Here is a 26760-nt window from a genome sequence, read left to right as displayed (position 1 = left end):
GCTTTAATTCAGAGTGCGTTGGGGGGCATCTTACGACCTAACCGGAACGGGATAAAACCAGGATGCGCAAGGAAGCCATTTGACTTTATAGAGCATAGACTCTAAAAAGTTCCTCACAACAACATCTCCGGAGCTGACAATGACTGCCGATATTGCCTACCTGCAAACGCTGCAACAGCCGCTGGAAGAGCTCAACCGGCTGTTCGATGCGCAGCGTGCCGCCTACGCCGCCAACCCGATGCCGCCTGCGGCCCAGCGCCAGCAATGGCTCAAGACCCTGCGCGATTTGCTGAGCAGCGAACGGCAGGCCCTCATCGACGCGATCAGCTCCGACTTCAGCCACCGCAGCGCCGATGAAACCCTGCTCGCCGAACTGATGCCGAGCCTGCACGGCATTCACTACGCCAGCCAGCACATCAGCCAGTGGATGAAACCTTCGCGGCGCAAAGTGGGTGTGGCTTTCCAGCCCGCGTCGGCGAAAGTCGTGTACCAGCCGCTCGGTGTGGTCGGCGTCATCGTGCCGTGGAACTACCCGCTGTTCCTGGCCATCGGCCCGTTGACCGGCGCGCTCGCGGCCGGCAATCGGGTGATGCTCAAACTCAGCGAATCGACCCCGGCCACCGGCCTGCTGCTCAAGGAATTGCTGGCGCGGATCTTCCCCGAAGATCTGGTGTGCGTGGTGCTCGGCGAGGCCGATGTCGGCGTGGCGTTTTCGAAGATGCGCTTCGACCACCTGCTGTTCACCGGCTCCACCAGCGTCGGCAAGCATGTGATGCGTGCAGCGGCGGAAAACCTGACACCGGTGACGCTGGAGCTGGGCGGCAAATCCCCGGCCATCGTCTCCCACGACGTGCCGCTCAAGGACGCCGCCGAACGCATCGCCTTCGGCAAGACCCTCAACGCCGGCCAGACCTGCGTGGCCCCGGACTACGTGCTGGTGCCGGAAGCGCGCATCGGCGGTTTCGTCGAAGCCTATCGCCAGGCGGTGCGCGGGTTTTATCCGACACTCGCCGACAACCCGGACTACACCGCCATCATCAACGAGCGCCAACTGGCACGACTGAACAGCTACCTTAGCGACGCCACCAGCAAGGGCGCGCTGCTGATTCCGCTGTTCGACCAGGGCCAGGGCCGGCGCATGCCGCACAGCCTGCTGCTGAATGTCAGCGACGAGATGACGGTGATGCAGGACGAAATCTTCGGCCCGCTGCTGCCGATCGTGCCGTATCAGGATCTGGATCAGGCATTTGCTTACATCAATCAGCGGCCACGTCCTCTGGCTCTTTACTACTTCGGCTACGACAAACGCGAACAGAAGCGCGTGCTCAGCGAAACCCATTCCGGTGGCGTCTGCCTCAACGACACACTGCTGCATGTGGCGCAGGACGACATGCCGTTCGGCGGCATCGGCCCGTCAGGCATGGGCCATTACCACGGACACGAAGGCTTCCTGACGTTCAGCAAGGCCAAAGGCGTGCTGGTCAAACAGCGCTTCAACGCGGCGAAGCTGATCTACCCGCCCTACGGCAAATCCATTCAGAAACTGATCCAGAAACTGTTCATTCGCTAACGTCGCCGCCGGGTAATAACAACAATGCACCCAAGCCTGACCGAAACACCTGCCCTGTCGCGCCGTGGCCTGCTGAAATTCAGCCTGGGCGCCACGGCTTTCCTCGCTACCGCCGGGCTCGGCGCCAGTCTCAGCGGCTGTTCGTCGAGCGTATCGGCCAACGGATTCGCCACGTTGCGCAGCGGCGATCTGCTGTTTCTGCGCGCGCTGATTCCAGTGATGCTGGAGGGCGCCGTTGCTGCGGAAAAGATGCCCGCCGCTGTCGATGGAACCCTGAAGTCGCTGGATTACAGCCTCGATCACCTGTCGCCGGAAATGCTCAAGCTCACCCGGCAACTGTTCGATGTGCTGGGCATGGCCGTGACGCGCGGGCCATTGACCGGAATCTGGGGCAGTTGGGAAAACGCCAGCCCCGAGGCGATCCGCCACTTCCTCGAACGCTGGGAAAACAGCTCGCTGAGCCTGCTGCGCATGGGCCACAGCTCATTGCTGCAAATGGTGATGATGGCCTGGTACACCCGCGCCGAATCCTGGGCCCATTGCGGTTACCCCGGCCCGCCCGCCGTTTGAGCCTGGCGACCCACGCAAAACAATAATAAGAGAACCTGATCGATGCCCGTACCCGACCCGTTTCGCGAAGGCCTTGCCCGTGGCTGGAAAACCTACAACGGCGCACAACTGACCGATGACCTGACCCTGGAAGCCGACGTCGCCATCATCGGCAGCGGCGCCGGTGGCGGCACCACGGCGGAAATCCTCAGCGCCGCCGGCTATAAAGTGCTGCTGATCGAAGAAGGCCCGCTCAAGACCAGCAGCGATTTCAAACTGCTGGAAGATCAGGCATACAGCAGCCTCTACCAGGAAGGCATCGGTCGCATGAGCAAGGACGGCGCGATCACCATCCTTCAGGGCCGCGCAGTCGGCGGCACCACCCTGATCAACTGGACATCGAGCTTTCGCACGCCCGAGCCGACCCTCGAACACTGGGCCAAAGAACACAACGTCAAAGGCCACAGCCCCGCCGACATGGCCCCGTGGTTCGAAAAAATGGAGCAACGCCTCGGCGTCGCCCCATGGATGGTGCCGCCCAACGCCAACAACGACGTGATCCGCAAAGGCTGCGAACAACTTGGTTACAGCTGGCACGTGATCCCGCGCAACGTGCGCGGCTGCTGGAACCTGGGCTACTGCGGCATGGGCTGCCCGACCAATGCCAAGCAATCGATGATGGTCACGACCATTCCGGCGACCCTGGAAAAGGGTGGCGAGCTGCTCTATCTGGCCCGGGCTGAAAAACTGTTGATCAGCGGCGACAAGGTCACCGGGCTGCAGTGTGTGGCGATGGACGAACGCTGCGTCGAACCGACTGGCCGCACGATCACCGTCAAGGCGCGGCATTACGTGCTGGCCGGCGGCGGAATCAACACCCCGGCGCTGCTGATGCGTTCGGACTCACCGGATCCGCACAAACGGCTGGGCAAGCGCACCTTCCTGCATCTGGTGAACATGTCCGCCGGGCGTTTCGACGAGGTCATCAACCCGTTTTACGGCGCGCCGCAGTCGATCTATTCGGATCATTTCCAGTGGAAGGACGGCACCACCGGCCCGATGGCCTACAAACTCGAAGTGCCGCCGCTACATCCGGCGCTGGCCGCCACGTTGCTCGGCGGGTTCGGTCAGGAAAGCGCGCAACACATGGCGGACTTGCCGCACACCCACGCGATGCTGGCCCTGCTGCGCGACGGTTTTCACCCGGACAGTCAGGGCGGCAGTGTCGAATTGCGCGGTGACGGCTCGCCGGTGCTCGACTATCAGGTGTCGCCTTACACCTGGGAGGGCTTGCGCCGCTCATTCCACAGCATGGCCGAAATCCAGTTCGCCGGCGGCGCCAAAGCAGTGATGCCGATGCACGCGGATGCACGCTACGTGAACAGCCTGGCCGAGGCCCGCAAATTGATCGACAGCTTGAGTCTGGAGCTGTATCGCACACGCCTGGGCAGCGCCCACGTCATGGGCGGCTGCGCGATGGGCGAAGACCCGAAAACCGCCGTCACCGACAGCCTCGGCCGCCATCATCAGCTGCGCAATCTGTCGATCCACGACGGCTCTTTGTTCCCCACCAGCATCGGCGCCAACCCGCAGTTGTCGGTGTATGGTCTGACGGCGCAACTGGCGACATCCCTCGGCGAACGGTTGAGAAACCCGTGAAAAAGACGAAAATTCCGATCGTCTATAGTGCTTTCTTACCCAACAGGCGACTTTCCCGACCGGGACGGCTGCGATACCATCCGACTCCCCAACGGATTCCCGCCAGGACGACGCGATGAACCGAGTGTTGTACCCAGGTACCTTCGACCCTATTACCAAGGGCCATGGCGATCTGGTCGAACGCGCCTCGCGCCTGTTCGACCACGTGATCATCGCCGTCGCCGCCAGCCCCAAGAAGAATCCGCTGTTCCCGCTGGAACAACGGGTCGAGCTGGCCCGCGAGGTCACCAAACACCTGCCGAACGTGGAAGTGGTCGGCTTCTCGACGCTGCTGGCGCACTTTGCCAAAGAGCAGAACGCCAACGTGTTCCTGCGTGGTTTGCGCGCGGTGTCGGATTTCGAGTACGAATTCCAGCTGGCCAACATGAACCGCCAGTTGGCACCGGATGTAGAGAGCCTGTTTCTCACCCCGTCCGAGCGCTACTCGTTCATTTCCTCGACCCTGGTGCGGGAAATCGCGGCACTGGGAGGTGATATCAGCAAGTTCGTCCACCCCGTGGTGGCCGAGGCCCTGACCCTGCGATTCAAGAAGTAACGACCGTTCAAACGGCGCCCGCGTGCACTGCGGGCGCCAATGCGGCACAATTGCGCGCATTGATTCATAGCGCCCGGGCTCCCCGCCCCGGCTGGAGTTAGCATGTCCCTGATCATCACCGACGATTGCATCAACTGCGACGTCTGCGAACCCGAGTGCCCGAACGCCGCCATTTCCCAGGGCGAAGAGATCTACGTGATCGACCCGAACCTGTGCACCCAGTGCGTGGGCCACTACGACGAGCCGCAGTGCCAGCAGGTCTGCCCGGTGGATTGCATTCCACTGGACGAAGCCCATCCGGAGACTGAAGAACAGTTGATGGAGAAGTACCGCAAGATCACCGGCAAGGCTTGAGTCCTTCGGCGCCCCCTTCGCGAGCAAGCTCGCTCCCACATTTGAAATGCACTCCTCTGTGGGAGCGACGGTGCGACGACTCGACTTGCTCGCGAAGGGTATCGGCAACACCGAAAAACCGGATCAGCTCACTCGCGCTGCTCAAACCCCTCCCCGGTACAGCCCAGGCAACGCACGAACGCCGCTTTCGCCGGCGCCACCACCAGCGCCTCTCCCGCATCGCCAATCCCGCCACCCAGCGCGGTGAAGGGCAACGACACAACGAACGCCCCGGCACCGATCACCGTCGCCACCACCAGCAATGGTCGGGCAATCAGCAGATCGCCGAGCATGGCGTAGGCCGGTGGATTCTGGATGGCGTAACGCGGGTCACCGCTGCCGCCTTCCGTGGCCTGAACGGCCAGGCTGAAGCACAGCAGCAGGGCGACGATGAGGGTTTGCAAGGACTTCATGGCACGATCCTTCGGGCTGAACAGTGAGACAACTCACTATAGACCGTAGGACTTTTTCGGACGCCCTGCTCAGCTTTGACAGCGCGGACACCAGACGCTGGCGCGCTGGCCGAGCTTCATTTCTCGCAGACCCGTGCCGCAGACCTTGCAGTGCTCGCCACCGCGACCATAGACAAACAGTTCCTGCTGGAAATACCCCGGCTGCCCGTCGCCGCCGATGAAATCGCGCAAAGTGGTACCGCCGCGCTCGATGGCGGCGGCGAGGATGCGTTTGATCTCGATTGCCAGCTTCAAATACCGCGCCCGGGAAATGCCTTTGGCTTCACGGCGTGGATCGATGCCGGCGGCGAACAGCGCTTCGGTCGCGTAAATATTGCCGACCCCCACCACCACCGCGTTGTCCATGATGAACGGCTTGACCGCCATCGAACGCCCGCGTGACAGCTGATACAACCGCTCGCCATCGAACAGATCGGTCAACGGCTCCGGGCCCAGGCGGATCAGCAATTCGTGATTGAGCGGGTCGGTGCTCCAGAGCATCGCCCCGAAGCGCCGTGGATCGGTGTAGCGCAGGGCCAGGCCCGACTCCAGCTCGATATCGACATGCTCATGCTTGGCCGCCGGCATCCCGACCTCAACCAGTCGCAAATTTCCCGACATGCCCAAGTGGCTGATCAGTGTGCCGACTTCGGCGTTGATCAACAGGTACTTGGCGCGCCGCTCGACCAGCACGATGCGCTGCCCGGACAGGCGCACATCAAGGTCTTCGGGAATCGGCCAGCGCAGCCGCCGGTCACGCACGATCACCCGGCTGACGCGCTGGCCTTCCAGGTGCGGGGCGATGCCGCGGCGGGTGGTTTCGACTTCCGGCAGTTCAGGCATGGGTTCCTCGAATCATTAGCTTTTGAATCAGTGTGCGCCAAGTTCGCGGATCGTCTGCTTCAAGGTGTCGAAGTCGTAATCCGAAAGGCCGATGTATTCGAGTACCAACGGTCCGACTGCCTGCCATTCGAAGTCTTCGGTCTGATTGCCCAGCACCCGGTACGACGCGCAGATGTGCTCGGCCATTTTCAGGATCGCCAGCAGGTTTTTCATCTGAGTGTTGCGCGAAGTGTCGTCGCTGAAAATGGCCATGGCGTTGTGATGGTTGGCGATGGCCGCGCTGACGTGCTCCGGCAGGCGCCAGGACTTCGCGGTGTAGTAACCGACCACCGAGTGATTGGTGTTGTAGACATCGTTCTCGGTGTCCACCACCCGACGCTCGGCACCCGCATTGGCATAGGCTTTTTCGAGCGTCGTCATGTAATCCGGGAAACGCTGGAGCATCAGCGGCACGCCGCAGTCATGGAACAAGCCCAAAGCGTAAGCCTCGTCGCTCGCCTCGGTGCCGACGCGCTTGGCCAGGGTCAGACAGGTCATGGCCACATCCTGGGCGGTATCCCAGAAACGATTGAGGGTGACGATGGTGTCGTCATTCATCTCGCCCTTGATCGACATGGCGTTGATCAGATTGACGATCGAACGGCTGCCCAGCAGGTTCACCGCCCGCTTGATCGAGGTGATCTTGTTGCTCAGGCCGTAATACGGCGAATTGACGATTTTCAGCAGCGAGCCGGACAGGCCGGGATCCTGGGAGATCAGCTTGGCGATCGTCTCCAGGTCCGGGTCGGGCATGTATTGCTCCATTTGCAGATCCACCATGATCTGCGGCTGCGCGGGCACGCTGATGCCTTGCAGGGACTGTTGAATCTGTTCGGTGGTCAGCTCTTGGGACATAAGTACACACTCTGGGACAGGCGGCGATTCTAACCTCTAAAAACCGACGGACGACACATCGGGGGCAGATCGGCGGAAACTTTCATTCAAGACCATCTGGCAAATTCTGCCTTCATTCATCTGCAGGCCCGACCGACGCGCCGCGTGTCCAGCGTCGAACCCGCATGCAGCGCAACACGGTATACTCCCGCTCTTTTTTCCGGAGCGACGTCATGTCCCTGCCTAGCTTGCGCCTCAAAGCCAACGCCGACCGTCGCCTGCGCGCCGGTCACCTGTGGGTCTACAGTAACGAAATCGACGTGGCCGCGACCCCGTTGCACGGCTTCAAGGCCGGCGACCAGGCGATCCTCGAAGCCGCCGGCGGCAAGCCACTGGGCATCGTCGCCATGAGCCCGAACAACCTGATCTGCGCACGTCTGCTGTCGCGCGACATCAAGCTGCCGCTGGACAAGTCGCTGCTGGTGCATCGCCTGAACGTGGCCCTGTCGCTGCGCGAGCGCCTGTTCGACAAGCCGTTCTATCGTCTGGTCTACGGCGATTCCGACCTGCTGCCGGGTCTGGTGGTCGACCGTTTCGGCGACATCCTCGTGGTCCAGCTCGCCTCGGCGACCATGGAAGCCCACAAAGATGACGTGATCGCGGCGCTGACCCAAGTGCTCAAGCCAAGCGGCATCCTGTTCAAGAATGACTCCGCCGCGCGCGATGCCGAAGGCCTCGAGCGTTACACCGAAACCGTGTTCGGCGTGGTGCCGGAGTGGGTGGCGCTGGAAGAGAACGGCGTGAAATTCGAAGCACCGGTGGTTCAAGGTCAGAAAACCGGCTGGTTCTACGACCACCGCATGAACCGCGCGCGCCTGGCTCCTTACGCCAAGGGCAAACGCGTGCTGGACCTGTACAGCTACATCGGTGGCTGGGGCGTGCAAGCCGCCGCATTCGGCGCCAGCGAAGTGTTCTGCGTCGACGCATCGGGCTTCGCCCTCGACGGCGTTGAGCGTAACGCCGCACTCAACGGCTTCGCCGACAAGATGACCTGCATCGAAGGCGACGTCTTCGAAGCCCTGAAGGAACTCAAGGCCAGCGAAGAGCGCTTCGACGTGATCGTTGCCGACCCGCCTGCGTTCATCAAGCGCAAGAAAGACCTGAAGAACGGTGAAGGCGCCTACCGCCGCCTGAACGAGCAAGCCATGCGCCTGCTCACCAAGGACGGCATCCTGTTCAGCGCTTCGTGCTCGATGCACCTGCCGGAAGACGATCTGCAGAACATCCTGCTGACCAGCGCCCGTCACCTGGACCGCAACATCCAGCTGCTGGAGCGCGGCGGTCAGGGTCCGGATCACCCGGTACACCCGGCCATCCCGGAAACCCGCTACATCAAGAGCATTACCTGCCGCCTGCTGCCGAACAGCTAACGGGATCGATGCGTATAAAGAAGGGGAGCCCACGGGTTCCCCTTCTTTTTTGCCTTTAACTTTGCTTTCCTACATTTATTGTCCTGCCGACGTGCAGGATATTTCCGCGAATACTTTATTTACTGAAATTTAACTTACACACTCACTTCCAACCAAAGATCACTCCGACAAAATTACTGGATTATTCCTACTTAATATTTGCTTGCGATTAATCCATTACAAACTATTATTAAGTCGTCACCACGAAGGTGACACCAACTAACCACGAAGCAACAATGAACAAGGAGTTCAATCATGAAAGCAATTACTCTGGAATCCCGCACCCTCGCAAACCTGGCTTTTCTGGTCGCACCTAAAGCCCGTTAAGTAAGGTTGGCGCTGGGTATAGCCGGCTACCCAGCGCCTCTGATAAAGCATCTATCCAGAGCAGCGCGCCCCCAACATGCATATAAACCCTTATTTATTCATACTGCCACGAACGCCCGGCCAGATAGTCTGGAACTACAAAAACCATACTCAACATGAACTTGATCTTGAATATTCTTCCCGACTGGCGCAACTTGTCCACGACCCTGATTCATATGACAACAGCAACATCATAGACACACAGCTATTGAATGCCGGAATACTGACTTCTTCAAAAATCTCAGCGCCTGTCTGGGGCTGGGATGAACTGTCCAGGATCTACCATATAGGGACTCGGGATATTCCTTGCGAACACACTCCCCGAAACATACAGGAATGGTCCAGGCAATACCTCGAACACTGCAACACAGTGCTTGCCACTCCACCGCCTGGCGAAATCCCTGCGGATACTCGTCGGAACCCACTCATCGCCCTGCCCGAGCCGCTGGCACTGAACGAAGACAGCCTGTCGGGTTCACTGACCCGGCGAAAGACCTGCCGATCCTTCACCGGCGCCGTCGTGTCGCTGGACGATGTCGGCACCTTGCTTTATCTGTCACTCGGTTACCTGCGAGAACGCGAAGCCGATTGCGACGACAGCATCGCCGATGGACTGAGCGCACGACGCAGCAGCCCTTCCGGCGGCGGTCTCAATGCCTGTGCCGGGTTCGTGTTTGTACAGAACGTCGACGGACTGGCGCCCGGCGTGTATGACTATCACCCTGCCGAACACGCCCTGAGCTTCATCAACCCCTTGCCCGACACCGCGCTTGGCAACCTGTTGGGCGGCCAGCACTTCATCAACAACCTGCCATTGGGTCTGTTCATCACCGCCCGCTTCGACCGGCTCTGGTGGAAATACCCGCACTCGCGCGCCTATCGAATGGCGTTCGTCGAAGCCGGGCACCTTTCGCAGACGTTCCAACTGGTGGCTACAGCGCTGGGCATGAACACGTGGCTGACGGGCGCGTTTTCCGACGATCAGGTCGAAACGTTGCTGAAGCTCGAAAAAAGTGCAGAACAACCCTTGTTCTTCGTCGGTTGCGGGGAAAGCGACGGTCAGGCGATGTGTCAGGAAATGCGCGACCTGCTGCGTGAGGCAAAACCATGAGCGCCCTCGCCCCGGCACCGGTCTTTCAGTTCACCCTGAGTGACTGGAACAGCCGCGCCTCGGTTCGCACCAGTCCTCACGATTACCGTTTGCCGGACAACGTGCAGGAACAACTGGAGACCCGGCACTGGTTTCCGCCGGCGTTCCTGCCCTACCTGGCCCACCCGGCCATTGAAGCAGCGGGCCGTTCGATGCTGCATCGGCTTACGGCCCGGCATCTGGTGCATTTTCTCGACTACACCACACTGCTCGAACACCGGATCGTCAATCGCGCCGTCGAAACCATCGTCCACGGGGAACTGCCGGTCGCGGTGCCGGCACCGATGAAAACCGCTGCACTCCAGCTCTACACCGACGAGGGCTATCACGCCCTGTTTTCCAGTCAGGTGGCGGAGCAGATCGCCAGCCTCTACGCCATCAACGGGCGCCCGGTCATGCCCAGACGGATCACCCGGATGAACCTGCTGATTGCCCGCACCGGGCAGGAGCAACGGGCGCTGGCGTGCTTTCTTATGGGCTTCGTTTCGGAAACCATCATTGCCCGCGAACTGCTGGATGTCTGCCGCGACAGTCTCGTCTCCGGCGTCAACGACATGTTGCGCGATCACCTCACCGACGAAGCGCGCCACAGCCGCTATTTCACCGAAGTGTTCCACTACCTCTGGTTGCACTTGAGCCCGCGACAACGAACGTTCACCGCGACGACCTTGCTCGACATTCTGGAAATCTTCTTCGAAGTGGATGAGCACTGGCTGCAGGAAAGTCTCTGTGGCGCGGGCATTGCAAATACGACGGTGACGGACATCCTCGGCACGATGACAACAACCCAGGCCAGTCGACGGCGGGCACGCGTCGGCAGCCTCGCCACATTGAATGCACTGAAGAAAGCCGGATTTTTCAATGAGCCCCAAAACCAGACACTTTTGCCAAGGCAGGACTGATCGATGGATGACGGACAATCTGTGGTGACCCGACGACAGCGACGCGGGGCTGTCAGCCTGTTACTGGCAATGGTATTGCTCGGCGTCTTTCCGCTGGATGTCCTGCTTCCTTCATTCCCCGCACTGGCCGAGCACTTTCGCCGCACCCCGGCGGACATCGCCCTGTCGATCAGTCTGTTCGCCGTCGGGATCGCCTTCGCCCAGTTGCTGATCGGGCCGCTGTCGGATGTGATCGGGCGCAAAGGCCTGCTGCTCGCCGGCATGAGCGTTTCGATGCTCGGCGCCCTCGGGTGCGTGATGACCTCGGACTATTCGCTGTTTCTGATGTTCCGGGTGGTGCAGGCGCTGGGGTGCGGTTGTTTCGTGCTGTCACAGGCGCTGGTGCAGGACCTGTTCGAAGGCGAGGAACGTGATCGCCTGCGGATCCTGATGGTGACCGCCGGCGGGATTTTCATCTCGGTTTCGCCGCTGGCAGGCACCTTTCTTCAGGCGACATTGGGCTGGCGCGGCAGCTTCTGGGTGTTCATCGCATTATCAGCCGCAGTGCTGCTCAAGGCCTGGCTGTTTCTGGAGAACACCCGACCGACCGCCAGTGGCACGCGTACTAACGTCCTCACGGCCTATCGACGGGTTCTGGGAGATTTCGATTTCGTCAGTTACTGGTTGATTTCAGCGTTTGCATTCGCCTGCCACTTTTCATTCATCGTGATCTCGCCGCTGATCTTCATGGATCGGCTGCAACTGTCCGCTTACGAATTTTCGTTGATCCTGCTAATCTACGGTGCGGCTTACGTCACCGGGGGCATCCTCGCCAGCGTGTTGAGCAGGCGCATCAACAGCGGCCAGCAGATGGTCGTCGGCCTGAGCCTGATCCTGTTCGCCGGCGTGACCATGCTGTACCTGTCATCAAGCTTTGCACTCACTCCGGCGACAGTGCTGATCCCGATGCTGATCTGCACCGCCGGCACCACCATTGCCCGGCCGGCCGCCACCTCCCGGGCCATGAGCCTGTTTCCGGAAAACGCCGGCACCTCGGCCTCGGCCGGCAGCACGATTATCTTCATCTGCGGCGGCTTGATCAGTGCCTTGATCAGCCTGAGCCCGACCAATCTGCAATCCACGCTGGGCTACAGCTTCGTGATACTCAGCGGAGTGGCACTGGCATTGAACGCGCGGATCAGTCGTTGCAACGATCTGGTGGGGCAACCGGACAGCGATTAAACCTGCCGGTCGTCATCCCGCACGCTTCGTCAGCACTGGAACAACGCTTTGCGCCATTCCCTCCTGACGCCAGCGGTGTAGAATCGCGAGATTCATCGCCATTCATCCCCGGCGGGTTTATGAGCTCAGGCTGAGACCAGCGGCGATCCCGCAACGTCATCGGCAACATCAGGACACACGGCCATTTCTGAGTGTTCCAGACGTCAATAGAAGCTCACTCCCTTTTGATACCTGATTAGCCGCCCGGAGTGCTCCATGCCAGATTACCGCTCGAAAACATCCACCCACGGCCGCAACATGGCCGGCGCCCGCGCACTGTGGCGCGCCACCGGGATGAAAGATGACGACTTCAAGAAGCCGATCATCGCCATTGCCAACTCCTTCACCCAGTTCGTACCGGGCCACGTTCACCTGAAGGACCTGGGCCAGTTGGTTGCCCGTGAGATCGAACGCGCTGGCGGCGTTGCGAAAGAATTCAACACCATCGCCGTGGATGACGGTATCGCCATGGGCCACGACGGCATGCTCTATTCGCTGCCAAGCCGGGAGATCATCGCCGACTCCGTCGAGTACATGGTCAACGCCCACTGCGCCGATGCCATCGTCTGCATCTCGAACTGCGACAAGATCACCCCCGGCATGCTGATGGCCGCCCTGCGCCTGAACATCCCGGTGATCTTCGTTTCCGGCGGCCCGATGGAAGCCGGCAAGACCAAACTGGCCAGCCACGGTCTCGACCTCGTCGACGCCATGGTGATCGCCGCCGACTCCAGCGCTTCTGACGAGAAGGTTGCCGAGTACGAGCGCAGCGCCTGCCCGACGTGCGGTTCGTGCTCCGGCATGTTCACCGCCAACTCGATGAACTGCCTGACCGAAGCCCTGGGCCTCGCACTGCCAGGCAACGGTTCGACCCTGGCCACCCACAGCGACCGCGAACAGCTGTTCCTGCAGGCCGGCCGCACCATCGTCGAACTGTGCAAACGCTACTACGGCGAGAACGACGAGTCGGTACTGCCGCGCAATATCGCCAACTTCAAGGCGTTCGAGAACGCGATGATGCTCGACATCGCCATGGGCGGTTCGACCAACACCATCCTGCACTTGCTGGCCGCCGCCCAGGAAGCAGAGATCGACTTCGACCTGCGCGACATCGATCGTCTGTCGCGCAAGGTGCCGCAACTGTGCAAGGTCGCGCCGAACATCCAGAAGTACCACATGGAAGACGTGCACCGTGCCGGCGGCATCTTCAGCATCCTCGGTTCGCTGGCCCGTGGCGGCCTGCTGCACACCGACCTGCCGACCGTGCACAGCCGCAGCATGGAAGAAGCCATCGCCAAGTGGGACATCACCCAGACCGACGATGAAGCCGTGCATCATTTCTTCAAGGCAGGCCCGGCCGGCATTCCGACGCAAACCGCGTTCAGCCAGTCGACCCGCTGGGAAACCCTGGACGACGACCGTGAAAACGGCTGCATCCGCAGCTTCGAACACGCCTATTCGAAAGAAGGCGGCCTGGCCGTGTTGTACGGCAACATCGCCCTGGACGGCTGCGTGGTGAAAACCGCCGGTGTCGACGAGTCGATTCACGTCTTCGAAGGCAACGCCAAAATCTTCGAAAGCCAGGACAGCGCCGTACGCGGCATCCTCGCCGACGAAGTGAAGGAAGGCGATATCGTCATCATTCGCTACGAAGGCCCGAAAGGCGGCCCGGGCATGCAGGAAATGCTCTACCCGACCTCGTACCTGAAATCCAAAGGCCTGGGCAAAGCCTGCGCCCTGCTGACCGACGGCCGTTTCTCCGGCGGTACTTCCGGTCTGTCCATCGGCCACGCTTCGCCAGAGGCTGCGGCCGGCGGCGCAATCGGTCTGGTACAGGACGGCGACAAGGTGCTGATCGACATCCCGAACCGCTCGATCAACCTGTTGATCAGCGACGAAGAACTGGCGGCACGCCGGGTCGAGCAGGACAAGAAAGGCTGGAAACCGGTCGAACAGCGTCCACGCAAAGTGACCACCGCTCTCAAGGCCTACGCCCTGCTGGCGACCAGCGCCGACAAGGGTGCTGTGCGTAACAAGGCGATGCTCGACGGGCTGTGATGCTTAACCGTCGTGCATAAAAATGCCCCGCCAAGTGCGGGGCATTTTTTTGCCTGACCGAAATCCCAATGTCACTGCAGATCAAAACTGTGGGAGCAGGCTCGCTCCCACATTGGATCTTTGTGAGTTACTGGATTTCTTCAGGTTTGACGATCACCCAGTTCTTGTCCGCCGTCACCGGCAAACCTTCCTTCGCCTGGGCCGCCGCATGCTTGGCCATCATGCCGTTGAGCTGGGTCATGTACTTGTCCTTGCGGTTGACCCACAAGTGAATGCCACCCTTGGCCACGTCCACATCGTGGAACAGCATGTAGCCGTCGCTGGTTGGCGTGTCGCCACCCACCAGTACCGGTTTTTTCCACTCGTCGATGTAGGTCAGGATCGCCGCGTGCTTGCCGGCCATCCAGGTCGCCGGGGTCCACAGGTACGGGGTCAGTTCGAGGCCGAGGTTGGCCTTCTCGTCATATTTGCCGGCGGTGATCTGCTTGCGCGCGGTGGTCAGCTCGCCGGTTTCGCGGTTCTTCAGCAACGTGGTCACGCCGATGACGTTCTGCGGTTTGACGTTGTAGCCGTACTTCGGATCGGCCGCGACCATGCGCACCAGTTCCTCGGAGGCGGCAGTCATCACGTAGACCTCGATGCCGTTCTCCATCAGTTTGTTGTACAGCTCTTTCTGGCCGGTGAAGATTTTCGGCGGATTCACATCCAGATTCTTGACCACGTCACCTTCGTAATAAGTCGCCGGCACCGGTTTGCCCGAGGCCATCAGCTCATCGACGTAGCCTTTGAGTTCCTTGAGAGTGAAGCCGGAAAACACCTGCGCGACCCATGGATAGCAGACCATGTCGTCGACTTCGCAGAGGCGGTAGTAGTAGCTGAACAGGCTTTCCTTATGGTCGGCGGTGTCCTTGAACGGCATCAGTTTCAGGGAGGGGTCGAGCTTGTCGCGAGTGATCAGGCCCTTGTTTTCCATGAACGGCAGCAACGACTCTTCGAGGTCGTAGCGGTAACTGGTGTTGTCCATGTCGAACACCGCGTAGTTACCTTTGTTGGCGTTGGCGGCGATCATCGCGTCCAGCGCCTTGGCCTGATCCGCCGGCCAGTGTTTCAGGTCGGTGGCGAATGCCTGAGTGGCCAGGCCCATCCCCACAGTCAGTGCGACAGCCAGAAATTTCGGTGCAAACTTCATTGGCGCTTCTCCCTGGGTCAAAGAAATCGACGCTAACAAATAAATGTGACAGTCCCCGTCTGTCAGCGACCGTCCGCGTCCGTTTCGCGCCAGTTGCATCTCCGAGAGCGACACCCGCTTATTCCAAAAACGACGGACGACCTTTGATTTCGGTATTAAATCATTGGAAATCAAACTGTTAGGCTTGCCGGTTCGCAACAGCCCCGGAAGGTTGTTGGCACAGTCTTTTCTGGAGTCCTCATGAATCTGCCCCTGATTCTCAACTTGCTGGTGTTCCTCGCCCTGCTCTTCGGCCTGGCGCAAACCCGTCACACCACGTGGAGCCTGGCGAAAAAAGTCCTGCTCGCGCTGGTGCTGGGCGTGGCATTCGGCGTCGCGCTGCACACGATTTACGGTGCCGGCAACCCGGTGCTGAAAGCCTCGATCGGCTGGTTCGATCTGATCGGCAACGGTTACGTGCAGCTGCTGCAAATGATCGTGATCCCGCTGGTGTTCGCCTCGATCCTCAGCGCCGTGGCCCGTCTGCACAACGCTTCTTCGCTGGGCAAGATCAGCTTCCTGACCATCGGCACGCTGCTGTTCACCACCGCGATTGCCGCGCTGATCGGCATCGGCCTGACCAACCTGTTCGGCCTGACCGCCGAAGGCCTGGTCGCCGGCACTCAGGAAATGGCCCGCCTGCAAACCATTCAGACCGACTACGCCGGCAAGGTCGCCGACCTGAATGTGCCGCAGCTGCTGCTGTCGTTCATCCCGCAAAACCCGTTCGCTGACCTGGCGCGGGCCAAGCCGACCTCGATCATCAGCGTAGTGATCTTCGCCGCGTTCCTGGGGGTTGCCGCGCTGCAACTGCTCAAGGATGACGTCGAGAAAGGTCAGAAAGTGATCAACGCCATCGACACCCTGCAAGCCTGGGTGATGCGTCTTGTGCGTCTGGTGATGAAGCTGACCCCGTACGGCGTGCTGGCGCTGATGACCAAAGTGGTCGCCGGTTCCAACCTGCAAGACATCATCAAGCTCGGCAGTTTTGTGGTGGTGTCGTACCTCGGCCTGGGCCTGATGTTTGTGGTGCATGGTCTGCTGGTGTCGGCGGCCGGGATCAACCCGCTGCGTTTCTTCCGCAAGATCTGGCCGGTGCTGACCTTCGCCTTCACCAGCCGCTCCAGCGCCGCGAGCATCCCGCTGAGCATCGAAGCGCAGACCCGTCGTCTGGGCATTCCGCAATCGGTGGCAAGCTTCGCCGCATCGTTCGGTGCGACCATCGGCCAGAACGGTTGCGCCGGTCTGTACCCGGCGATGCTGGCGGTGATGGTTGCGCCAACCGTGGGCATCAACCCGCTGGATCCGTTGTGGATCGCGACGCTGGTGGCAATCGTAACCTTGAGTTCGGCCGGTGTGGCGGGCGTGGGTGGTGGTGCGACCTTCGCCGCGCTGATCGTGCTGCCGGCCATGGGCTTGCCGGTTTCGCTGGTGGCGTTGCTGATTTCGGTCGAGCCGCTGATCGACATGGGTCGTACGGCGCTGAACGTGAGCGGTTCGATCACCGCTGGTGCGATTACCAGCCAGGCGATGCAGCAGACCGACAAGGCACTGCTGGATGCCGATGAGCATGCGGAGCTTGCTCAGGCTTAAATAGCTTCTGACAGACCGCTTTCGCGAGCAGGCTCGCTCCCACAGGGAAATGCATTCCAATGTGGGAGCTGGCCTGCCAGCGATGCTTTTAGGCTTTTTCCCAGACTTCGAAGTGGTAAGCCGGTTTGTCGCCTTCAGCCGGATTCGGCACGTTCGACACCAGTTTCCACTGGTTCAGATCGAACTCCGGAAACCACGCATCCCCTTCCGGGCTCAGTGCCACGCGAGTCAGATACAAGCGATCTGCCTGGGCCAGCCCCTGCGCATACAATTGCGCCCCGCCAATCAGCATCAACTCGTCGACGCCCTGCTCTTTCGCCCATTGTTCGGCGCGAACCACGGCGGCTTCCAGCGACGGATAGACTTCCGCCCCTTCCAGCACCAGACCGGCCTGACGGCTGACCACGATATTCAAGCGACCCGGCAACGGACGGCCCAGCGAATCCCAGGTCTTTCGGCCCATGATGATCGGCTTGCCGAGCGTCGTGGCCTTGAAGTATTTGAAGTCCCCCGGCAGGTGCCAGGGCATGCTGTTGTCGACGCCGATCACACGGTTTTCACCGAGGGCTGCGATCAGGCTGAGGGGGAGTGATTTAGTCATGCCGGCGAGGATACCAGAGCCGCCCTTACCCCGATAAGCGCCACAGCGGTTATGCTCACGGCTCAATCAAGCAACGGGATGCCGCGTGACTGAACTGACTTCACTGCAAAACCTCTGGCTCACCGAAACCGTGCGCCTGCGCGAAGAACACGCAGGCCCGCTGGACGATCTGGAAGCCAATCGCCTGGCCCGCGCGGCTGGCGGCGACCTGCCGGGACGCATTCAACGCCGTGCCCTGTGGCTGGCCGAGCGCGACGGCCTGACCTCTGCGCTCAAGCACTGGCTGCAAGGCGCGCGTCTGGCGCTGGTGTTGCTGGCGATCTTCGCGGTACTGAGTGGCGCCGGCCTGGCTTTCGCCGCACTGGGCCAGACGCCGGTCAATGTGTTCTGGGCCTTGGGCAGTCTGCTCGGGCTGAACCTGATTCTGCTGTTGAGCTGGGCGCTGGGGCTGATCTTCGCTGGCGAACATGGCGCCACCCTTGGCCGCTTGTGGCTGTGGCTCAGTGAAAAACTCGCCCGCGACGCCAAGGCGGCGCAACTGGCGCCAGCCCTGTTGTTGATGCTGCAACGCCAGAAGCTCAATCGCTGGGCGCTCGGCATGCTGGTCAATGGCCTGTGGTTGCTGGCGATGGTCAGCGCGCTGGTTTTGCTGCTGACGCTGATGGCGACCCGGCGCTACGGCTTCGTCTGGGAAACCACGATTCTCAGCGCCGACACGTTCATCAACATGACCCAGGCCCTCGGCACATTGCCGGCGCTGCTGGGCTTCAATGTGCCAACCGTCGAAATGATCCGCGCCAGCGGCGACACCGCGCTGAACATCGAAAGCGCCCGTCAGGCCTGGGCGACCTGGCTGGTCGGCGTGCTGGTGGTGTACGGCGTGCTGCCGCGTCTGCTGCTGGCGCTGTTCTGCTTCTGGCGCTGGAACAGCGGCAAGGCAGCGTTGCGTCTGGACCTCAACCTGCCCGGCTACGCCCAACTGCGCGAACGCCTGATGCCGACCAGCGAACGCCTCGGCATCACCGATCCCGAGCCTGCGCAATTGCACCGCGTAGAAAGCACCATCGGCGAACACGCCAGCGATGGCGCGTTGCTCGTGGCAATCGAACTCGACGACCAACACTCATGGCCGCCGACGCTGCCGAAAAACGTCAGCAACGCCGGCATCCTCGACAGTCGCGAATCGCGCAACAAACTGCTCGAACAACTCAGCCGCTTCCCGCCGGCACGCCTCGCGATTGCCTGCGACCCACGGCGTTCACCGGATCGCGGCAGCCTGGCGCTGATCGCCGAGCTGGCGCGCAATGCCACCGCGACCCGCGTCTGGCTATTGCAGGCGCCGCAAGGTCAGGCGCTGGACGCCGAACGCCTCGGTGACTGGCACGTGGCGCTGCAACAACTGGAGCTGCCGTTCGCCGATTGCGCCCCGTTGAACTGGCTGGAGCACGGACATGACTGACGCCTGGAAAGCGCCGCTGAAACTGGCGGTGGTCGGCCACACCAACGTCGGCAAGACCTCGTTGCTGCGCACCCTGACCCGCGACGTCGGTTTCGGCGAAGTCTCCCATCGCCCGAGCACCACCCGGCATGTCGAAGGCGCGCGGCTGTCGGTGGATGGCGAGCCGTTGCTCGACCTTTACGACACGCCAGGTCTGGAAGACGCCATCGCCCTGCTGGATTTTCTCGAGCGTCTGGAACGCCCCGGCGAACGCCTCGACGGCCCGGCCCGGCTGGCGCGGTTTCTCGACGGCAGCGAAGCGCGCCAGCGTTTCGAACAGGAAGCCAAGGTGCTGCGGCAACTGCTCGATTCCGATGCGGGTCTGTATGTGATCGACGCCCGCGAACCGGTGCTGGCCAAGTACCGCGACGAACTGGAAGTGCTGGCCAGTTGCGGCAAACCGTTGCTGCCGGTGCTGAATTTCGTCAGCAGCGCCAACCACCGCGAGCCGGACTGGCGCGAAGCACTGGCGCGTCTGGGCCTGCATGCGCTGGTGCGTTTCGACAGCGTCGCCCCGCCGGAAGATGGCGAACGGCGGCTGTATGAAAGCCTCGCCCTGTTGCTGGAAAACGCCCGCCCTCAGCTCGAACGCCTGATCGCCGATCAACAGGCCCAACGCCTCGCCCGCGAGCAAAGCGCCGCGCGACTTATCGCCGAATTGCTGATCGACTGCGCCGCGTGCCGACGCAGCGTGGCGAGCAACGCCGAGCAGGAACAACAGGCCATCAGCGAACTGCGCAAAGCCGTGCGCCAGCGCGAACAACGCTGCGTCGAAGCGCTGCTCAAACTCTACGCCTTCCGCCCGCAGGACGCCGCCGCCAGTGATCTGCCGCTGCTCGACGGGCGTTGGGGCGACGACCTGTTCAACCCGGAAACCCTCAAGCAACTCGGCGTGCGAGTCGGCGGCGGAATCGCCGCCGGTGCCGCAGCCGGTGCGGGTGTGGATCTGCTGGTCGGCGGCATCACCCTCGGCGCCGCCGCTCTGGCCGGTGCAATTGCCGGCGGCGCCCTGCAAACCGCCCGCAGCTATGGCAACCGCCTGCTCGGCAAGATCAAAGGGCAGCGGGAACTGACGGTCGACGACAACGTGTTGCGCCTGTTGGCCCTGCGTCAGCGGCAACTGCTGCAAGCACTGAATGCCCGCGGCCATGCGGCGCTGGACAGCATTCAGGTGGCGACGCCGCAAGACAAGACCTGGCGCGAGGGCAAGCTGCCGGAGGCGCTGAACATCGCCCGCGCCCACCCGCAATGGTCGTCGCTCAATCCGCATCCGAAGCTGAATCAGGCCCAGCGTCAGGAACAGATCGATGAACTGGTGAGCAAGGTTCTCGAACTCTAGAACCAGCGAAGCTTGAGGAACTGTTTGACCAGCGCCGTCGCCCGGCTGCGATCAGTGCGATTGGCTCGCCCGTCGTTGTCGACGTCCGAACACAGGACGACCTCGAAACCGCCATCGTTATCTAGGTCGTGGACGGCGGCTTTGTAAGCGATGGCATCGCCCTCGTGAAAATGCAGCCTCACTGACTCCGGCGTCCCGTCGCTGCTGGGGTTCAGAGCGAAGATTCGCAGATGTCGTGCGTCTTCATCGGCCGCATTGAACCAGGCACATTTCAGATAGGTTCGGGTGAAGCTGCGCAATTGCGCCACTTCGCGAGCCGAGGCTTCGCGCCAATCCAGTTCGCTGTCATGAAAGCGCAGCCGGACACTGTCCCCTGCGCCGCTGCCCGATCGATCCCGGGCAATCACTTTCAAAAAACGCATCCGTGCGCTCCTTCGGCAAAAAAACCAGTCTGGGCCGAAGGAGCAACACGCGCCATGCACCGTTTCCCGGTTTGGCGTAAGACGGTTCAGCGCGCCTCGCGGGACAGCAACGTGAAAGCCTTGTCCTTCAACAGCGCAAGATCCATCACTGGCACGGCCATTTCCTTCGCCAGTTCATCCCACTGGCGCATCCGCAAACTCACAGCGCACAACGGATCCTGCTCGAACGCATCCGCTTCGGCCTCGGTCATCACTCCGCCCTGATATTCCAGGGTGCGGCGACTGGCTTCGCTCAAGCGCTCGTAATAACCCGATTCCCTTAGCGTCAGATAGCGCTTGGCCTGGACGTGATATTCCACCAGCCGCGCCAGGCGCTCGCTGAATCCGGCCTCACGCAAATAATCGGCACCGAGGCGCTCGTGGCTGACGACGCCGTAACCGCCCATGTTCTCCGCACCTTCGGCACACAAATGACCGATGTCGTGGAAGAACGCGGCGAGCACCACTTCGTCGTCGAAGCCTTCGGCGATGGCCAGTTGCGCCGCCTGGGACATGTGCTCGATCTGCGACACCGGCTCGCCGATGTAGTCGCTGGCGCCGAAACGCTCATAGAGGCCGAACACACGGTCGATGACTTGTTCGTGAGTCAACATCAACGCTCTCCAAAAAGCTGTGCAACATTGCGCTCGGCCATGGCCGGGCCGACGCTCATGCCGACGCCGCTGTGCATCAGGGCCACGCTCAGCCCCGGCGTCGGACGCAGGAACGAAAACGGCCCCGGCCCCCGGGAACCATAGACACCCTGCCAGCGCTCGACCACTTGCACCTTGCAGCCGAGGGTCTGTTCGGCCAGTTCGAGCATCCAGTTGTCGACCTGCTCGGCGTTGAACGGTGAAGGATCGCTGCCGTAATGGTGCGAATCGCCGATGATCAGTTCGCCATACGGCGTCGGGCTGATCAGCAGGTGAATGCCGTTTTCCTGCAAGTGTGGCTGCTCGCGCAGAATTTGCACCTGCACTGCGGTCGCTTCCGGCAGGTCAGCGAAGGCCCCGTAATGCACGCAGCTGAGGCCGGTGAGCAAGGCGTGTTGCAAGTTCAGGTCGATCTGCGGCCGGGCGCGGAGCATTTGCAGGCGGCAGATTTGCGGGTCGAGGGAGGCAATCGGCTCGGCCAGCAAGGTCTGATAATCGTGGCCGGAGCAGACGATGATCTGCTCGGCAGTGAAAGTGCCGGCAGTGCTTTGCAGCCTCCCTGGCTCGACATCGCGCACCAGCGTCGAGAAGTGAAACTCGACGTCGAGTTCGCGGCGCAGGTAATCGATCAGCGCCGGAATCGCTTCCCGGGAGTACAGCTGTTGATCGTCCATCCCGTGCAGCGCGGCGCGGTGATGGCTGAACTGGCCGCCGTACAGATCGCGCAGTTCGGCACCGCGCAGCAGTTCGACGCGGTAGTCGTGCTCCACGGCGCGTCCGGCGCAGAAGGCTTCGAGCAAGTGCTCTTCGGCCTCGGTGCGGGCGAAAAGGTACGAGCCGTTGCGCTTGAGTTGCAGGCCGGCGAGCTGCGCCCACTGGCCCCAGATGTCGCGGCTGGCCTTGGCCAGTTCGAGCATCGGACCCGGTGGCTGGCCGGTGACCAGTGCTTGGCCGAAGTTGCGTACCGAGGCGCCAATGGGCGTGGCGGCGCGCTCGAAAACAGTGACCTTTAGACCGCGTCGGGCGGCGGCATAGGCGTGGGACAGGCCCAGAATGCCGGCGCCGACGATCAGCAAGTCTTTGTGTTGTGTCATCTAGAGATGCTCTGAATGAGAGACCGCTTTCGCGAGCAAGCTCGCTCCCACATTGATTTGCGTTGTGAATGCGATCCAGTGTGGGAGCGAGCTTGCTCGCGAAGGGGCCCTGTCAGTCGATGAAGTTCTTACTTGGCAGCGACTTTCTCGGACTTGCCGTCATAGCGCTTGCGCCATTCGGTCAGGATCTCGTCGCGGTTCTTCGAGGCCCAGGCGAAGTCGTTCTTGATCAGGCGCTGCTCGTAGTCGGCCGGCAGTTCGGTCTGCGGCTTGGCGATGCCCGGCTGCGCGAGAACGGCGAAGTTTTCCTTGTACAGATCCATCGCCGGGGCGCTGGCGGAGAAGTCGGCCAGTTTCTTCGCAGCTTCTTCATGCGGCGTGCCTTTGATCACGGCAGTCGCTTCGATCTCCCAGCCCAGACCTTCCTTCGGCAGGATGATGTCCAGCGGCGCGCCCTGACGCTTCAGCTGAACCGCCGGGTATTCGAAGGAAATCCCGATCGGGAATTCGCCGGCTGCCGCCAGTTTGCAAGGCTTGGAACCGGAGTGAACGTACTGGCCGATGTTCTGGTGCAGACCGTCCATGTAAGCCCAGCCCTGCTTTTCGCCGAAGGTTTGCAGCCAGGCGCTGACGTCGAGGAAACCGGTGCCGGACGAAGCCGGGTTCGGCATCACGATCTTGCCCTTGTACTCAGGCTTGGTCAGGTCCTGCCAGCTCACCGGTTTGGTCAGGCCCTGTTTCTCGGCCTCGACGGTGTTGAAGCAAATGGTCGCAGCCCAGACGTCCATGCCGACCCAGGCTGGCGGGTTGGCGGCGTCGCGGTAGTTCGCGCCGATCTTGCCCAGATCCTTCGGCGCGTAGCTTTGCAGCATGCCTTGCTGATCGAGGATCGCCAGGCTCGATGCTGCCAGGCCCCACACCGCGTCAGCCTGCGGGCGATCCTTTTCGGCCAGCAGTTTGGCGGTGATGATCCCGGTGGAGTCGCGCACCCACTTGATCTCGACGTCCGGGTTGGCCTTTTCGAAGGCTTCTTTGTAGGACTTCAACTGTTCGGCTTCGAGGGCGGTGTACACCGTCAACTCGGTTTTTGCCGCGAAGGCATTCAGGCTGAAAGTAGCGAGCACAGCAGCGGCCAGGGCCATAGGCTTGAACATGATCGTTTTCCTGTAGGTGAGTTGAGGCTTTAGGGACAAGTCGTGGATCAGTGGCCGGGCGCCGTTTGCCGCCAGGCCTGGGAACGGCGCAGCAAGCCGCGCGAAGCCCAGGCCAGCAGCAAGGACACGCCCGCCGAGGTGAACAGAATCAGGGTCGACATCGCCGCCGCGCCGCCGACGTTGCCGGCGTCATCCATGTTCAGCACCGCCACCGCCGCGAGGATGGTGTCGGGGCTGTAGAGGAAGATCGCGGCAGACACGGTGGTCATGGCCGAGACGAAGAGGTAGCGCACGATGTCCAGCAGCGCCGGCAGGCAGATCGGCACGGTGACCCGCAGGTAATGCCGGTACAGCGGCGCCTTGAGCGACAGCGCGGCGGCCTCGAACTCGGCGTCGAGCTGGCGCAGCGCGGTGGTGGCGGTCATCTGCGCAGTGGTCAAATAGTGAGCAATGGTGCAGACGATCAGCAGGGTCATGGTCCCGTACAGCACGTGCAGCGGGTTGCCAGTCAGGTTGAAGAAGAAGACATAACCCAGACCCAGCACCAGCCCCGGCACCGCCATCGGTACGAAACTGAGCATGCGCAGTGTCAGATTCAGCCCTCGCTGGTTGCGGGTCTTTTCCATCAGGTAGGCACCGGTGAAGATCAGCACGCTACCGATCAACGCCGTGCCCAGCGCCATCTTCAGACTGTTGCCGTAGGCCAGCCAGCCACCGCCGGCGGTCTCGTTGAACTGGTAGTGGTTGAGCGACAACGACAGGTTGTACGGCCAGAACTTCACCAGCGACGAGAACACCGCCATGCCGAACACCAGCAGCAACGCGGCGCTGATCAGCAGCACAACGCTGAGATAAAAAGCATCGCGCTTCTTCGACGGCGCCGGTTTGAACACCTGGGCGCGGCCACTCATGGAGTCGCCGTGACGGCGACGCAGCCAGGCATCGACGCCGAAGCTGAACAGCGCCGGCAGCAGCAGAACCATGCCGATCAATGCGCCGCGACCGAATTGCTGCTGGCCGACCACCGCTTTGTAGGCTTCCAGCGCCAGCACCTGATAGTCGCCACCGACCACCACCGGCACACCGAAATCGGTGATGGTCAGGGTGAACACCAGACAGAACGCGGCGAACACGGCCTGACGGGTTGCCGGCCAAGTAATGCTGCGGAAGGCTTTTGCAGGGCTTGCACCCATGCTCGACGCAGCGTCGAACAATCGCGCATCTGCCAGCGACAGGGCTGACAGCAAAATCATCAAGGCGTGTGGGAAGGTGTAGATCACCTCACCCAGAACAATCCCCCAGAAACCGTAGATGTTGTCCGACAGCAGCCCGCGCAACATGCCCTGATTGCCGAACAGATAGACCAGCGCGATCCCCGGCAACATCGAAGGCGCCATCAGCGGCAGCAGCGAAATACCGCGCCAGATGCCTTTTGCCGGAATCAACGTGCGCTGCAAGGCGTAGGCAAACAGGTAGGCCAGCGGTACGACGATGGCCGCGACGCTGAGGGAAACCTTCAGGCTGTTACCGAGCAGCCAGTGAAAATTGTCGCTGGTCACCAGCTCTTTCGCGGCGAGCCAGCCACCGCCCTGCCCGGCTTCGCTGCTGAAGCCGCGCCAGAAGATCGCCAGCAATGGCAACAGCACCGCCACACCGAGCAGCACCAGCAGCAGGAGTTTGCCGCCGAGGACGAAGATCCGGTCGCCGACCTCGGCCCCGGACACCTGCCGCGCCTGCTTTTGCGGTAGCGGCAGTGCGAGGTTGCTGTTCATCAGGCAAACACCTGCAGGCTGCGTGGCGGCAAGGCGACCATGATCTGCTGGGCGCCGAGGCGTGGCATGGCTTCCGGCGCCAGTTCAGCGAGCAAGGCGTGACCGGGTAACTGATCGAGTTCGAAGCTCATGCGGCAGCGGTTGCCGAGGAAAGTGATCTCGCGAACCTTGGCCGGGAACAGGTTTTCTTCGTGCACCAACGGATTGACGTTGATCGCTTCCGGACGGCAGAACAGCCGGCCCGACGGACTGTGGACGCTGCCGTCGGCCAGGCGCAGGTTCATCCCGCCGACCTTGGCGTGGCTGTCGCTGCTGCGCTGGAACGGCAGCCAGTTGCCCTGGCCGACGAACTCGGCCACGAACGGCGTGGCCGGGCGGTTGTAGATTTCCTGCGGGGTGGCGTACTGCTCGACCTTGCCGTTGTTCATCACGGCGATGCGGTCGGCCATCAGCATGGCTTCGTCCTGATTGTGGGTGACCATCAGGGTGGTGATGCCGAGGTTGCGTTGCAGTTGGCGCAGCTCGGTGCACAGATGCTCGCGGACCCGGGCGTCGAGGGCCGACATCGGTTCGTCAAGCAACAGCAGCGACGGCGCGGGAGCCAGGGCACGGGCCAGTGCCACCCGTTGCTGCTGGCCGCCGGACAACTGGCCCGGGTACTTTTTCTCACTGCCGGTGAGGCCGACCAGTTCCAGCATCTGACCGACACGACGGCGCACTTCATCGCGACCACTGCCGGCGAGGCCGTAGGCAATGTTCGCTTCGACGGTCAGATTGGGGAACAGCGCGTAGGACTGGAACAGGATGCCGTAGTCGCGAGCCTGCGGGGCGAGGTGGGAAACGTCGCGCTCGCCGAGGTACAACTCGCCGCTGTCCTGCTTCTCCAGACCGGCGATACAACGCAGCAGCGTGGTCTTGCCACACCCCGACGGGCCGAGCAGGCACACCAGCTCACCGGCCGCGACATCGAGGGAGACGTTATCCAGCGCCGTGAAAGCGCCGAAGCGCTTCTGCACGCCGCGCACTTTCATCGGTGCGCCGGGGTTGGTCAGGGCAGTTGCGATTGCAGGGTTCATGGACAGGCCTCATCGAGCAGATGAGACGAATCCTAGAGTTGTAATGCGTCGGTCATATGGCAACAAGGCAAAAACGACCGATAGTGGTATTCAGGGATTTTGGTTCAGGTCTCAAGTCCTGTGTTGCCTAGTCCGACGCCTTCGCGAGCAAG

23 protein-coding genes and 1 pseudogene are annotated in these 26760 nt (G+C 61.7%); 13 read left to right on the top strand and 11 right to left on the bottom strand.

Annotated elements, in window-relative coordinates:
- Nucleotides 1-139: 139 nt before the first annotated feature.
- The 5 genes from N8H71_RS21585 to N8H71_RS21565 all read left to right on the top strand — a co-directional run bounded on the left by N8H71_RS21585 (nucleotide 140) and on the right by N8H71_RS21565 (nucleotide 4727).
- Nucleotides 140-1570, top strand: coding sequence for a coniferyl aldehyde dehydrogenase (locus N8H71_RS21585; protein ID WP_262195608.1), 1431 nt, complete (start codon nucleotides 140-142; stop codon nucleotides 1568-1570).
- A 24-nt stretch (nucleotides 1571-1594) separates the two neighbouring features.
- Nucleotides 1595-2140 (top strand): twin-arginine translocation pathway signal protein, encoded by a 546-nt coding sequence (locus N8H71_RS21580; protein WP_262195607.1) that lies wholly within the window; start codon nucleotides 1595-1597, stop codon nucleotides 2138-2140.
- A gap of 42 nt (nucleotides 2141-2182) precedes the next feature.
- Complete coding sequence (locus N8H71_RS21575; RefSeq protein ID WP_262195606.1) at nucleotides 2183-3778, top strand: GMC family oxidoreductase; 1596 nt, start codon at nucleotides 2183-2185, stop codon at nucleotides 3776-3778.
- Nucleotides 3779-3893: 115 nt separating this feature from the next.
- The gene (gene coaD / locus N8H71_RS21570) at nucleotides 3894-4373 is read left to right on the top strand and encodes a pantetheine-phosphate adenylyltransferase (protein ID WP_262195605.1); all 480 of its coding nucleotides are present in this window, start codon (nucleotides 3894-3896) and stop codon (nucleotides 4371-4373) included.
- A gap of 102 nt (nucleotides 4374-4475) precedes the next feature.
- The gene (locus tag N8H71_RS21565) at nucleotides 4476-4727 is read left to right on the top strand and encodes a YfhL family 4Fe-4S dicluster ferredoxin (RefSeq protein ID WP_003195146.1); all 252 of its coding nucleotides are present in this window, start codon (nucleotides 4476-4478) and stop codon (nucleotides 4725-4727) included.
- Between the two features lie 128 nt (nucleotides 4728-4855).
- Here N8H71_RS21565 and N8H71_RS21560 read toward each other — a convergent pair whose 3' ends face one another.
- The 3 genes from N8H71_RS21560 to N8H71_RS21550 all read right to left on the bottom strand — a co-directional run bounded on the left by N8H71_RS21560 (nucleotide 4856) and on the right by N8H71_RS21550 (nucleotide 6901).
- Nucleotides 4856-5179, bottom strand: a complete 324-nt coding sequence (locus tag N8H71_RS21560) for a multidrug transporter (protein WP_262195604.1) — start codon at nucleotides 5177-5179, stop codon at nucleotides 4856-4858.
- Between the two features lie 69 nt (nucleotides 5180-5248).
- Nucleotides 5249-6061, bottom strand: a complete 813-nt coding sequence (mutM, locus tag N8H71_RS21555) for a bifunctional DNA-formamidopyrimidine glycosylase/DNA-(apurinic or apyrimidinic site) lyase (protein ID WP_007953423.1) — start codon at nucleotides 6059-6061, stop codon at nucleotides 5249-5251.
- A gap of 27 nt (nucleotides 6062-6088) precedes the next feature.
- Entirely contained in the window at nucleotides 6089-6901 is an 813-nt protein-coding gene (locus tag N8H71_RS21550; protein ID WP_262195640.1) for an HDOD domain-containing protein, read from the bottom strand.
- Between the two features lie 266 nt (nucleotides 6902-7167).
- Here N8H71_RS21550 and N8H71_RS21545 point away from each other — a divergent pair, with 266 nt between their 5' ends.
- From N8H71_RS21545 to ilvD, 5 genes and pseudogenes are all read left to right on the top strand, one after another.
- Nucleotides 7168-8364: a class I SAM-dependent rRNA methyltransferase gene (locus N8H71_RS21545; RefSeq protein ID WP_085605910.1), complete on the top strand. Its 1197-nt coding sequence runs from the start codon at nucleotides 7168-7170 to the stop codon at nucleotides 8362-8364.
- A gap of 442 nt (nucleotides 8365-8806) precedes the next feature.
- Nucleotides 8807-9880, top strand: a complete 1074-nt coding sequence (locus N8H71_RS21540; RefSeq protein ID WP_262195603.1) for a SagB family peptide dehydrogenase — start codon at nucleotides 8807-8809, stop codon at nucleotides 9878-9880.
- Nucleotides 9877-10832: pseudogene (locus N8H71_RS21535) on the top strand (diiron oxygenase). Before N8H71_RS21540 ends, N8H71_RS21535 begins: the two are co-directional and overlap by 4 nt.
- The gene (locus N8H71_RS21530; RefSeq protein WP_262195602.1) at nucleotides 10825-12042 is read left to right on the top strand and encodes a multidrug effflux MFS transporter; all 1218 of its coding nucleotides are present in this window, start codon (nucleotides 10825-10827) and stop codon (nucleotides 12040-12042) included. The pseudogene N8H71_RS21535 and the gene N8H71_RS21530 overlap by 8 nt, the downstream one beginning before the upstream one ends.
- Before the next feature lie 255 nt (nucleotides 12043-12297).
- Nucleotides 12298-14139: a dihydroxy-acid dehydratase gene (gene ilvD, locus N8H71_RS21525; protein ID WP_011336405.1), complete on the top strand. Its 1842-nt coding sequence runs from the start codon at nucleotides 12298-12300 to the stop codon at nucleotides 14137-14139.
- A 127-nt stretch (nucleotides 14140-14266) separates the two neighbouring features.
- Here the strand turns inward: ilvD and N8H71_RS21520 are convergent, their stop codons facing one another.
- A complete protein-coding gene (locus tag N8H71_RS21520; RefSeq protein WP_115079532.1) occupies nucleotides 14267-15328 on the bottom strand; it encodes a haloacid dehalogenase-like hydrolase in 1062 nt (353 codons plus the stop codon).
- A gap of 240 nt (nucleotides 15329-15568) precedes the next feature.
- On the opposite strand from N8H71_RS21520, the gene N8H71_RS21515 reads away from it, so the two are divergent.
- Nucleotides 15569-16960: an L-cystine transporter gene (locus tag N8H71_RS21515; protein WP_262195601.1), complete on the top strand. Its 1392-nt coding sequence runs from the start codon at nucleotides 15569-15571 to the stop codon at nucleotides 16958-16960.
- An 88-nt stretch (nucleotides 16961-17048) separates the two neighbouring features.
- Here the strand turns inward: N8H71_RS21515 and N8H71_RS21510 are convergent, their stop codons facing one another.
- On the bottom strand, nucleotides 17049-17561 hold the full coding sequence (locus tag N8H71_RS21510) for a dihydrofolate reductase (protein WP_262195600.1): 513 nt from the start codon (nucleotides 17559-17561) through the stop codon (nucleotides 17049-17051).
- 85 nt (nucleotides 17562-17646) lie between these two features.
- Between N8H71_RS21510 and N8H71_RS21505 the strand changes: the two genes are divergently transcribed.
- Nucleotides 17647-19020 carry a DUF2868 domain-containing protein gene (locus N8H71_RS21505; RefSeq protein ID WP_262195599.1) on the top strand — a complete coding sequence of 458 codons (1374 nt, stop codon included), beginning with the start codon at nucleotides 17647-17649 and terminating at the stop codon, nucleotides 19018-19020.
- Complete coding sequence (locus N8H71_RS21500) at nucleotides 19013-20398, top strand: GTPase/DUF3482 domain-containing protein (protein WP_074690123.1); 1386 nt, start codon at nucleotides 19013-19015, stop codon at nucleotides 20396-20398. Before N8H71_RS21505 ends, N8H71_RS21500 begins: the two co-directional genes overlap by 8 nt.
- Here the strand turns inward: N8H71_RS21500 and N8H71_RS21495 are convergent.
- The 6 genes from N8H71_RS21495 to N8H71_RS21470 form a co-directional block, all read right to left on the bottom strand.
- Nucleotides 20395-20820 carry a hypothetical protein gene (locus N8H71_RS21495; RefSeq protein WP_262195598.1) on the bottom strand — a complete coding sequence of 142 codons (426 nt, stop codon included), beginning with the start codon at nucleotides 20818-20820 and terminating at the stop codon, nucleotides 20395-20397. The genes N8H71_RS21500 and N8H71_RS21495 overlap by 4 nt on opposite strands.
- Before the next feature lie 86 nt (nucleotides 20821-20906).
- Complete coding sequence (locus N8H71_RS21490) at nucleotides 20907-21473, bottom strand: phosphonate degradation HD-domain oxygenase (RefSeq protein WP_262195597.1); 567 nt, start codon at nucleotides 21471-21473, stop codon at nucleotides 20907-20909.
- Nucleotides 21473-22606 carry a TIGR03364 family FAD-dependent oxidoreductase gene (locus tag N8H71_RS21485; RefSeq protein ID WP_262195596.1) on the bottom strand — a complete coding sequence of 378 codons (1134 nt, stop codon included), beginning with the start codon at nucleotides 22604-22606 and terminating at the stop codon, nucleotides 21473-21475. Before N8H71_RS21485 ends, N8H71_RS21490 begins: the two co-directional genes overlap by 1 nt.
- A gap of 128 nt (nucleotides 22607-22734) precedes the next feature.
- Nucleotides 22735-23760 (bottom strand): putative 2-aminoethylphosphonate ABC transporter substrate-binding protein, encoded by a 1026-nt coding sequence (locus N8H71_RS21480; RefSeq protein WP_064600170.1) that lies wholly within the window; start codon nucleotides 23758-23760, stop codon nucleotides 22735-22737.
- 47 nt (nucleotides 23761-23807) lie between these two features.
- On the bottom strand, nucleotides 23808-25532 hold the full coding sequence (locus N8H71_RS21475; RefSeq protein WP_262195595.1) for a putative 2-aminoethylphosphonate ABC transporter permease subunit: 1725 nt from the start codon (nucleotides 25530-25532) through the stop codon (nucleotides 23808-23810).
- Complete coding sequence (locus N8H71_RS21470; protein ID WP_007953451.1) at nucleotides 25532-26608, bottom strand: putative 2-aminoethylphosphonate ABC transporter ATP-binding protein; 1077 nt, start codon at nucleotides 26606-26608, stop codon at nucleotides 25532-25534. The genes N8H71_RS21475 and N8H71_RS21470 overlap by 1 nt, the downstream gene beginning before the upstream one ends.
- Between the last annotated feature and the right edge of the window lie 152 nt (nucleotides 26609-26760).

Origin of the sequence: Pseudomonas koreensis (assembly GCF_025447595.1) — a bacterium.
Classification (GTDB): Bacteria; Pseudomonadota; Gammaproteobacteria; order Pseudomonadales; family Pseudomonadaceae; genus Aquipseudomonas; species Aquipseudomonas koreensis_H.
Note: the sequence above shows the minus strand (reverse complement) of the source record. Positions and strands in the feature narration are given on the sequence as shown.